This window comes from Streptomyces sp. NPDC059900 (genome assembly GCF_050270335.1).
GTDB lineage: Bacteria > Actinomycetota > Actinomycetes > Streptomycetales > Streptomycetaceae > Streptomyces.
In genome coordinates, this window is sequence record NZ_JBNNJZ010000422.1 from 1 (window position 1) to 7,124 (window position 7,124).

General features: G+C 72.2%; 7 protein-coding genes. 1 reads left to right on the forward strand and 6 read right to left on the reverse strand.

The genetic code is table 11. From position 1 onward, the window contains the following. Positions 1 to 143 precede the first annotated feature (143 nt). The 5 genes from ACQKIP_RS34760 to ACQKIP_RS34780 all read right to left on the reverse strand — a co-directional run bounded on the left by ACQKIP_RS34760 (position 144) and on the right by ACQKIP_RS34780 (position 4,978). A complete protein-coding gene (locus ACQKIP_RS34760; RefSeq protein WP_365853999.1) occupies positions 144 to 929 on the reverse strand; it encodes an HpcH/HpaI aldolase family protein in 786 nt (261 codons plus the stop codon). Next, entirely contained in the window at positions 926 to 1,699 is a 774-nt protein-coding gene (locus ACQKIP_RS34765; RefSeq protein ID WP_365853997.1) for an SDR family NAD(P)-dependent oxidoreductase, read from the reverse strand. Before ACQKIP_RS34765 ends, ACQKIP_RS34760 begins: the two co-directional genes overlap by 4 nt. Further along, positions 1,696 to 3,015 carry a histidinol dehydrogenase gene (hisD, locus tag ACQKIP_RS34770; protein WP_365853995.1) on the reverse strand — a complete coding sequence of 440 codons (1,320 nt, stop codon included), beginning with the start codon at positions 3,013 to 3,015 and terminating at the stop codon, positions 1,696 to 1,698. Before hisD ends, ACQKIP_RS34765 begins: the two co-directional genes overlap by 4 nt. Before the next feature lie 68 nt (positions 3,016 to 3,083). Beyond that, the gene (locus ACQKIP_RS34775) at positions 3,084 to 3,833 is read right to left on the reverse strand and encodes an alpha/beta fold hydrolase (RefSeq protein WP_365853993.1); all 750 of its coding nucleotides are present in this window, start codon (positions 3,831 to 3,833) and stop codon (positions 3,084 to 3,086) included. Positions 3,834 to 3,838: 5 nt separating this feature from the next. After that, positions 3,839 to 4,978, reverse strand: coding sequence for a hypothetical protein (locus ACQKIP_RS34780; protein ID WP_365853991.1), 1,140 nt, complete (start codon positions 4,976 to 4,978; stop codon positions 3,839 to 3,841). Between the two features lie 313 nt (positions 4,979 to 5,291). Between ACQKIP_RS34780 and ACQKIP_RS34785 the strand changes: the two genes are divergently transcribed. Then, positions 5,292 to 6,290, forward strand: a complete 999-nt coding sequence (locus tag ACQKIP_RS34785; RefSeq protein ID WP_365853989.1) for a LacI family DNA-binding transcriptional regulator — start codon at positions 5,292 to 5,294, stop codon at positions 6,288 to 6,290. Between the two features lie 4 nt (positions 6,291 to 6,294). Here the strand turns inward: ACQKIP_RS34785 and ACQKIP_RS34790 are convergent. Continuing rightward, positions 6,295 to 7,124 (reverse strand): amino acid permease (locus ACQKIP_RS34790; protein WP_427745054.1); only part of this gene is annotated, 830 nt, incomplete at its 5' end.

Consider the following 7,124-nt stretch of genomic DNA (forward strand, 5'->3'; position numbering starts at 1 on the left):
GACGGAGGCCGTCAAGAGGTGGAGCGATGCATTCCGCAGGGCTGCCCGCGGGGCTTCCCGGCGGGCAGCCCCGCGGTGTGTCCGGGCACGGCCCGTCCGGCTCCTGACGGGGTGTCGCAGGAGCCGGACGCGGCCGTACGGCGTCATGCGCGAGGGCCCAGCCCCTCGCCCTGCACGGGCGCCGCGAGGGAGCGGAAAGTGTCCATCAGGACCTGGGCCATGTTGTAGAGCACCAGTTGCGCCCCGGCCCGCTCGGCGGCCCTGGCCGCCTCTGTGCCCGGCACGATGGTCATCACCGACCGGCCCGCCGCACGGGTAGCTTGGTGGGCCGCCGCGACCAGCGCGTCGACCTTCTCCTGGCCGGGGAAGGCGCAGTCCGCCGCCAGATCGGCCGGGCCCACCAGGACCGCGTCCACTCCTTCCGTGGCGGCGATCTCCGGCGCGGCAACGCAGGCCTGCTGCGTCTCGATCATCACCACCACCAGGGCGTCGCGGGACGCGGCGACATGCTCGGCCGCCGTGACCGTGCCGAAGCGGCCGGCTCTGCTGTACGTCGCGAAGCCCCGCGTCCCCAGCGGCGGGTAGTGGACCGAGGCCACCGCCCGGCGTGCGTCCTGCGCATCGTCGACGTGCGGGTGGATGATCCCCGCGGCGCCCAGGTCCAGGCAGCGAAGGGCGAGCGCGGGTTCGGACGTTCCCACGCGCACCAGGACGTCGATGCCCTGAGCCGCCGCGGCCGTCAGATGGTGCTGGAGGAGCGCGGTGTCGGCGGGGCCGTGCTCGCAGTCGATGACCACGTAGTCCAGGCCCGCCACCCCCGCCATCTCCACCAGGGTTTCGGAGGGAAGCCGCACCAGCGCGCCGTACAACCGCTCGCCGGCGGCCAGCCGTTCCTTGAGCGGGCGGCGCTCCGCTTCTGCCGCCGTCACCGCGCGACCATCCCGGCCGAGAGGTCGATGTCGGCGCCGCAGAGCCCCGGCATCCGGAGCATCGCGCTGACCGCGGCGCCGACCTCGTCCTCGGTGACCATCCGGCCCAGCGCCGAGCGCGACACGAACGCCTCCTCGGCCTGCGCGTAACTGCCGCCGGTGCGCTCCGCCTCCAGGCGGAAGTTGCGCTCCATCCGGGGGCCCGAGACCGGCCCGGGAGAGAGGGAGTTGACCGTGACGCCCGAGGGGCCGACCTCGCCCGCCAGGGTGGTGGTCAGTCCGATGACCGCCATCTTGGACGCGCAGTAGGGGGTGCGCCGCAGCAGGGGGCGCTTGCCCGATACCGAGGCGATGTTGATGACATCGCCCGCGCCGCGTGCCGTCATGGCGGGCAGGAAGGCGCGGCACATCAGGAACACGCCGCGTACGTTCACGTCGAACACCTCGTCCCAGTCCCGGGCGGAGATCTCGGTCAGGGGCGCCACCGGACCGGCGATTCCGGCGTTGTTGACGAGGACCGAGACCTCTTCGTCCGCGAGAGAGTCCGCCAGCGCCTCGACGTCGTCGGGCCGCGACACGTCGCACACCCGGTGGACGACGCCCGGGCCAAGACGCGACGCGGTCTCCTTCAGGGCCTGTTCGTTGCGACCGGTGATCACCACCCGGGCCCCGTCGGCGAGCAGGGCCCGCGTGATGGCGGCGCCCAGTCCGCTGCCGCCCCCGCTGACCAGCGCGGTGCGTCCGGCCAGCGGTGCCGCGGGGCCGCTCATGCGCTCGCCTCAGCGTTGTCGGTGTGCCAGGGCAGCGTGGCGTTGCCGTACTTGGCCGCGCGCACATCGCCGGAGCGGGCGTGGCCTTCGAACAACTCGACGCGGGCCGCGCGCCCGCACACCTCGCCGAGCAGCGCCGACGAGGAGGTGTCGGTGACCTCCTGGTAGGTGACGGTCTTGAGGTACTTGCCCACCCACAGGCCGCCGGTGTAGCGCGCGGCCCCGCGGGTCGGCAGGACGTGGTTGGTGCCGATGACCTTGTCCCCGTAGGAGACGCAGGTGCCTTCGCCGAGGAAGAGCGCACCGTAGTCACGCATCTTGTCCAGCGCCTGGCGCGGGTTCTCCGTCAGGACCTCGACGTGCTCGCTGGCGTAGGAGTCCGCGATCGCGAAGGCCTCGTCCAGGGAGTCCGCGACGACGATCTCGCCGTGGTCGCGCCAGGCGGGCCCCGCGAAGTCCTTGGTGGGCATGCCGGGCAGCAGCCGCTCGATGTGGCGCTCGACCGCCCGGCCGAGGTCCTCGGAGGTGGTGACGAGCACGGCGGGGGAGTCCGGGCCGTGCTCGGCCTGCGAGAGGAGGTCGACGGCCACCACGAACGGGTCGGCGTTCTCGTCGGCGATCACCAGGATCTCCGTGGGGCCCGCGAACAGGTCGATGCCGACCTCGCCGAACAACTGGCGCTTGGCCTCGGCGACGTAGGCGTTGCCGGGCCCCGCGATCAGCGGCACGCGGCCGACCGTCTCGGTGCCGATGGCCAGGGCGGCCACGGCCTGGACGCCGCCCAGGAGGTAGAGCTCGTCGGCCCCGGCCAGATGCATGGCCGCGACCGTCGCGGCGGGGATCTCGCCCCGGATCGGCGGGGTGCAGGCGGCGACGCGCTCCACGCCCGCCACCTTCGCCGTCACGATCGTCATGTGCGCCGAGGCGGTCAGCGGGTAGCGCCCGCCGGGTATGTAGGCGCCGGCGCCGGCGACGGGGACGTGCCGGTGGCCGAGGCGGACGCCGGGCAGGGTCTCGATCTCCACGTCGTGCAGCGAGTCGCGCTGGGCCCGGGCGAACGTGCGTACCTGCTGCTGGACGAAGCGGATGTCCTCCAGGACCGTCTCCGGCACATCGGCGACGATCTTCCTGATCTCGTCCGGGGAGAGGCGGAAGGACTCCGGGCTCCAGTCGTCGAACTTCTCGGAGTACTGGCGGACCGCTTCGTCACCGCGCTCGCGGATGTCGTCGAGGATGGCGCTGACGCGGTCCGCGACATCGGCGCGGGCGGCGCTGACCGTGCCGGCGGGGACGGGGGACTTGAGGAAACGAGGCATGACGGCTCTTTTCTCAGGGGGGGGCTGGGCGTTCCAGAGGTTTCCGGGGTGGGTCTCACAGCGGTGTTTCAGCGGGCAGGGTGCGACGGGGGCGCCGGCGGCCGGGTCTCCCGCACCCGTGCGAGCAGGTCGCGCAGCGCTTCGGAGACGGCGGACGGCTGCTGCCAGGGCAGGAGATGGCCCGCGTCGGGGACTTCGCGCAGTTCGGCGTCCGGCAGCGCTTCTGCGATGGCCCGGTGGAAGTGCGGCGGGCACAGGGCGTCGCGGGACCCGGACAGGACCACGGCCGGGCACCGGGCGCCGCGCAGAGCGTCGATCGCGTCCCGGCGAGTCGACTGGGCGGCCAGCTGGGCGCGCGCGGCCCCGGGGCCTACGGCGTGTGCCATGCGCCGGTAGCGCTGCGCCTGCTCGCTCGGCGGACGGGGCACGGGGAACATGCCGGGCAGGGTCTGTTCGACGACGTCCGCGAACCGCCCCTCGCCGATCAGGCCGTCCATCGCGCGCCACGCCGCGTGCTGCTCGGGGCGCGGTGCGCCCGCGTTGGTCGACATGAGGCACAGTCCGGCGATCCGCTCCGGGGAGCGCTGCAGCGCCTCGAACGCGACGATGGCGCCCAGGCTGAGCCCGACCACGACGAACGGGCCGGACACGCTGGACAGCAGGTCGTCGGCCAGGGCCCCGATGTCCGGCATTCCCAGTTCGAGATGCACGACCGGGTGGCCCTCGGGGAAGTCGACTTCCGCCCACAGAGCCGGGTCGCACAGCATGCCGGGGACCACCACAAGGGGCAGCGGTCGCGGCACTCCGGTGCGGGGCACGGCGGTCACCAGCGGCGCGCGGAGCGGGGGAGCAGGGCGTAGGGGGCGACGTAGCCGTTGTGGTCGATGCCCAGGCCCGCGTCGGCGGCGGCCTTGGAGACTTCCTCGTCCCACTCCAGGCGGACGCGGCCGTCACCGGAGTTGACCACCATGAGGTCGCCGCGCTCGTCGCCGACATTGCGCAGCGTGCGCCAGGCGTCCTGCGGTACGGAGAGCATGTCGCGCGGGCCCAGCTGTACGCAGACGGGGTCGGTGCGGTTGAGGGTGATCTCCCACAGGCCGTCCTTGACGATCAGTGTCTGCGTCTCCTGCTGGCGGTGCAGAGAGACGCCCTGGCCCGGCTCGGCGCGCAGCCAGGCGACGTTGTGGCCGTGCGGGTTGAAGATCCGGGGCTCCTGGTGCAGGTCCTCGGTCATGCCGTAGCCGATGACACAGCTCAGCCGGACGCCGCCGCCGGGCAGGGTGCTGTCGAGGAAGGGCCGCTGGGACCAGACCAGTTCGTCGCCGGCCGCGACGCGGCGCTTCATCTCCTGGACGCCGTAGTGGCGCAGGCGGTCGATGTACTCCCGGGTCATCGGTTCGGTCAGTTCGGTGCCGGGCGGGATCTCGTCACCGGCGACCGTGTCGATCAGCTGGTTGTCGGCCGTCAGGTACAGGCCGTGGCCCTGCGCCTCGCGCAGTACCGAGGGGCCCCAGATGATGCCGCCGGTGTGGTCGTGGCCGAGGACGGTGAACATCCAGCCGTCGTCCGGGCCGGTGTTGGTGAAGCCGCGGAAGATCCAGGTGGGGATGGAGGCGATGTCCCCTGCCCTGAGCGTGAGTTCCCCCTCGGTGCCGTCGGCGCCCCAGCGAAGGAGGTATTCGCCCTCGGTGCAGACGAACACCTCGGCCGTGTAGTGCAGGTGGAGATTGTTGGTGATGCCGTGGGGCATGGCGGCCGCACCGATGTTGTAGCCGTGCGGCAGGCGCAGGTTGACGTGCTGACCGGCGGCCTGCGAGACGCCGGGCCCGATCATCGCGTAGTTCTCCTTGCGGTCCGAGCCCGGCGTACGGCAGTCGATGAAGGCCTGGTTGCAGGAGACGAAGTCGCTGCGGCGGACCGTGCGGCGCCCCAGCTCGGCGGTGGACACGACGACGTCAGGCATGGCTGCTCCCTCGAATGGAATACGTATGCATTCCCATGACAGGCCCTGTGTTGTGTGATGTCAAGGGGTCACGTGGTGCGGGTTGCGGGCGTAGGGTGCGCGAGACCTGTGCCGGAGTGCCGAGGGGAGCTGCGCCGACGTGACCGCCTGACCGCTTGCGGGTCGTGCGGACCGGTGCCGCTCCCGAGGGCTTCGGCGCGGGCCGCGATCGTGTACGCGCACCGCGCATGCCCGCCCGGCCGGGCTGGCGCAGCATACGTATACTGATGAACCGGACGCCGGGGTGGCGCACCGGTCGACGAGGAGAGGGCCGATGGCGATCACAAGTCACGACGTGGCGAGGCTGGCCGGCGTATCGCAGCCGACCGTCTCCCGCGCCCTGAGGGACGACCGCCGGGTGTCCGCGGCGACCCGAGAGAAGGTCCGCCAGGCGGCACAGGCACTGAACTACGTGCCCAGCGAAGCGGGCCGCACCCTGTCGACCCGGTCCACCCGGCGGATCGGAGTGATCGTCACCGACCTGACCAACCCCTTCTACCCGCATGTCATCGCCCCCCTGCACGACGAGCTCCAGGCCCTGGGCTACCGGATGATGCTCCTGACCGAACGCTCCGACGAGGCGGTGGCCGAGGAGAAACTCCTGGACCAGTCCCTGGACGGCGTGGTGCTCGCGACGGCCACCACCGACTCCGCCCTGCCGGCGCAGCTGGACCGCCGCGGCATGCCCTACGTCTTCCTCAACCGCGAGACGGGCCGCCGCGGCGACTACGCCTCGGTCGTCGACAACGAAGGCGGCGGACGCCTGGTCGCCCACACGCTCGCCGGGCTCGGACACCGCCGGATCGCCGGCATCTTCGGCGCGGCGAACACGACGACCGGACGCGACCGCGAGCTGGGCTTCCGCCTCGCCCTGGCCGACGCGGGCATCGGGCTGCCCGAGGACCGCGTGGCACGCGGCGCCTTCGAGTACGAGACCGGCTACCAGGCACTGCCCCGGCTGCTTGACGCGGCCCAGACCCCCACGGCGGTCTTCTGCGGCAACGACGTGGTCGCCATCGGTGTCCTGAACGCGGCGCTGGCGGCCGGTATCCGGGTCCCCGACGACCTGACCGTGATCGGCTTCGACGACCTGCCCATGGCGTCCTGGGAGGTGTTCCGGCTGACCACGGTCCGCCACGACCTGCGCGAACTCTCGCGTCAGGCGGCGCGCCTGCTCGTACGGCGCATCGACGGCGACGCCGACCCCGACGGCGAACGCCTCGTCCTGCCCACCGAGTTCGTGGCGCGAGCCACGCACGCCAGGCTCCCCTGACGCCTCACCCCTGCCCGGCCGCCGCCGCGGGCCGGTTGCCGTGCCGCCGCTGCCGCAGCACCCCCGCGGTGACCAGGACCGCGGCCAGGGCCAGGGAGAGCCACAGTTCCAGACGGTGGCCGGGCAGCACCGCCATGAGGACGAGCACCCCGGCGATGAACGCGATCGTGGCCAGGGTCAGATACGGGAACGCCCACATCCGCACCTCGCCCGCCTGCGGCTCCTTGCGCCGCGTCGCGTACTGGGTGATGGCGATGACCATGTACATCATCAGGGCGATCGCGCCGCTGGAGGCGATGAGGTACGTGAAGACGCTCGGCAGCAGGTAGTTGGCGATCACCGCGGCGACACCGATGACGGTCGAGGCGAGCACTGCGTTACGGGGCACACCGGCCGCCGATGTGGCGGCGAGGGCCGCGGGGGCGTCCTGGCGGCGGGCCAGGGAGAACGCCATGCGCGAGGCGGTGTAGATGGCCGAGTTGAGACAGCTGCTCACCGCCACGACCAGCACCACGTCCATGATCAGCCCGGCGCCCGGGATGTTCATCCGGTCGAGGACCGCCTGGTAGGAGCCGTCGGCAAGGGCGTCGGAGTTCCACGGCACCAGGGCGACCACGACGAAGATCGAGCCGACGTAGAAGAGGCCCAGGCGCCACACGACGGCACGCACGGCCTTCTTGATGTTCTTCTTCGGTTCCTCGGACTCGGCGGCGGCGATCGTGACGATCTCGCTGCCCTGGAAGCTGAACATCGCCGTGAGCAGACCGGCCAGCACGGCCACCCCGCCCTTGGGGGCGAACCCTCCCTCGCTCCACAGATGCGAGACGCCCCGGG